Source organism: Metabacillus rhizolycopersici, assembly GCF_020075705.1.
Map to the genome: position 1 here is coordinate 1 of NZ_JAIQUM010000176.1, position 2,788 is coordinate 2,788.

Consider the following 2,788-nt stretch of genomic DNA (forward strand, 5'->3'; position numbering starts at 1 on the left):
TTTTTGGGACGGCCTAGAAGCTCGGAACGAAAAGAAGCTCGATTCCTTATACGATTTTGGAAATTACATAACCGTTGGATCGTTCGACGCAGCCAAAGACCTTTATCAAGGCATGGAAGACAGAGCCCATGTCGCGATGAATTCTCCCTATGACTTTGTTAATTATGTAAGTATGGGAACGCTTGATCTAGGAAATGGAGCAATAAATCCGGAGGAAAGCTTTTCAAAAGAGCACTGGTTGAGTAGTATAGGGTTAGCTAGTATTCTAGCAGGTGGAGCAAAGCCGCTTGTTCCTAAACCGAAAACACCTAGTTTACAAGATCGAAACCTGGTTCTTGAGCAGACAGTTAATAAAGCTCATGAGCTAACTATGAAAACAAAGGCTGATGTAAATTTTGTCGTAGATGAGGTAAGAGGCGGCATTAACGTATTTCGGAATGCAATTCATAATAATGACAATTTGGTTTACAGCACAAATGTGAGTGTTCCAAAGATACCGGTGAAGGTGATGGATACTGAATCGGTTAAGAAGGTATTGGATAGGGTTTGGTCGAAGTTTTCTTTGAGTGGTGTTGGTAAGGGTACGGGCACTAAGTTAGATGATATGCCAAGAATCAATGAAATTGAAGTGAACTTTAACTATAAAACTAAATTTGATTCGGAAGAATTTGCAAAACAGTTAAGAGATCAAGAAAAAGGTATGAATGAACTAACTGTAGATGAATACTTGAAAAATCGACAACGATATATTGATGAAGGTAGAGCAATAGAAGGAAACGCTGCACAACAAGCAGCTCGTGAAAAAGCCTTAAATAAAAAAATAGAAGAATTATTCGAAAGTGGAATGTCTTGGGGAGAAGCTGAGGAAAAAGCAAATAGTTGGTTGAAAACACAAGCAGCACTTCATAATCCAGACCAAATAGCAGGAGGTAATCCATTACATATTGGCGGTATGGGAGATAAGAGAATAAACTCATCAATTGGAGCACAATGGAAATATAGGATTGATATCGTAGATGAACAGATAGGCGAACTAGCTAAAAAAATGACACCTGAACAGCGGAAAAATACGTATTTAAATGTTAAACTTACACAATAAAGGAGGATTGTAAATTGAGCATTTATAGTGATTTTAAAAAGATTAGTAAAGTAGAGGAATCTACAATTAATAAATATAAAGAACACCTTCCAAAAGAATTGATTGAAGCATGGAGAATATATGGCTATGGGACTTTTATGAATGGTTATTTAAAAGTAATAAATCCTGATGATTTTAGCTCTTTAGTAAGTGACACTTATTTAAGAAATAAAGGAACAATTCCTATTTTCACTACATCAATGGGTGATATTATACTTTTTGAAAAAGATGAAAACCAAGAGTCTTATATAGTGATGATTAACTACCGGAAAAGTAAAACAAAAGTATTAGCTTCAAAATATTCCTTGTTTATTAGATTTTTAGAGGAAGAGGCATTTAAGCAGAGGGCATTAGAGTGGTTACCTTATCCAGAAGCGATAGAAAAATTTAAAGAACCAGAGTATGAAGAATGTTTTGGTTATACACCGCTATTAGGTCTAGGTGGAGCAGAAAAAGTAGAGAATTTAAAAAAGGTAAAATTGAAGGAACATATTCTTATTATTACTGGATTGATGGGGCCAGTCCAGTAATATTTGGGAGTATAAGGACCTCGGCAAGTTGGAACAAAGAAAAATGATTTCCTAAATAAAGATACGGGTGACTAGAACGAAAAAAAGGTCATTTAAGAATAAGATTTGTGTGTATTACTTTATATAGCTAACAATAAGCATTTGATTGTCTTTTAGGCAACAGGTGCTTTTTGTTTTTTTATTTGTCTCATTTTTTTAGGTCAGTGCGTAGGGCAACAGGTGTTTTTTTCGGGAATTTATACTTTGGAAAACATGAATGGTGCGTACATGAAATTCGTAACCCATGAAGGTAGTACCATCATGGCATATGGTTATAATACTTGGATCGGCTGACAAGAGCGAGAATTAGGCGAGATGCCATTTTACATGCGAGAGGTAGTATGGGGCATGGTGTAGTTAACAAACAAAAGAGACCGTACAAGCTCGTGGTGATAAACAGCAGGTAATATAAAAAAGTTCCTATAGCATAGGGTAAACAAAAATTGGGTTGTATTTTTACTAGAGACGGTCGTATAATACTCGCTATTCGTTTAAAAAGCGTTACGAAAATTAAAATTTATGTAACGGGAGGGCGAAGAATTGAAGGTTGTTGGGTATATACGAGTCTACACTCAAGGACAAGCCAAAGATGGATATAGCTTGAAATATCAAGAAGAGGAAATTAAGGCATATTGTGAAGAAAAAGGCTTGAACTTGATACATATTTTTAGAGATAAAGGAATTAGCGGTGCCAAACTGAATGAAGAAGCATTGGAGATAGACAAGGTGGGCTAACAAGAGATGCTGGCTCACCTTTCGTTTGTCTAAATACAGTATGTGATGGAAGCATCTCGACAAGGCAACACAATCCAGCCGATCCATTTCAACTCAGAAGCCTACAAAGCAAGTGAGGTTTATCAATTAAAGGGACAGGCTGAGCAACAAACAATTGATTATCTGACTTTTAAAAAGAACCAAGAAGAGGTACGAAAACAACAAGCAGAAATTGAAGCGGAAATCGAAGCAAGGAAAAGGGAAGAAGCAGAATTTGCTAAGTTGAACCCTATCGAAAAATCGCTCCATAGCTTTAAAGAAATCGGAACCGATTTTTGGGACGGCCTAGAAGCTCGGAACGAAAAGA

The 2,788-nt window shown here is 36.4% G+C and carries 2 protein-coding genes and 2 pseudogenes; all 4 read left to right on the forward strand.

Going from position 1 to position 2,788, the window contains the following annotated elements:
* Positions 1-628 precede the first annotated feature (628 nt).
* A complete protein-coding gene (locus K9V48_RS29540) occupies positions 629-1,099 on the forward strand; it encodes a polymorphic toxin type 15 domain-containing protein (RefSeq protein ID WP_308012630.1) in 471 nt (156 codons plus the stop codon).
* A 14-nt stretch (positions 1,100-1,113) separates the two neighbouring features.
* Positions 1,114-1,668, forward strand: coding sequence for a T6SS immunity protein Tdi1 domain-containing protein (locus tag K9V48_RS27600; RefSeq protein WP_224142257.1), 555 nt, complete (start codon positions 1,114-1,116; stop codon positions 1,666-1,668).
* A gap of 579 nt (positions 1,669-2,247) precedes the next feature.
* Positions 2,248-2,439: pseudogene (locus K9V48_RS27605) on the forward strand (recombinase family protein); the annotation flags it as partial.
* 48 nt (positions 2,440-2,487) lie between these two features.
* Positions 2,488-2,788 (forward strand): annotated as a pseudogene (locus tag K9V48_RS27610) (hypothetical protein); the annotation flags it as partial.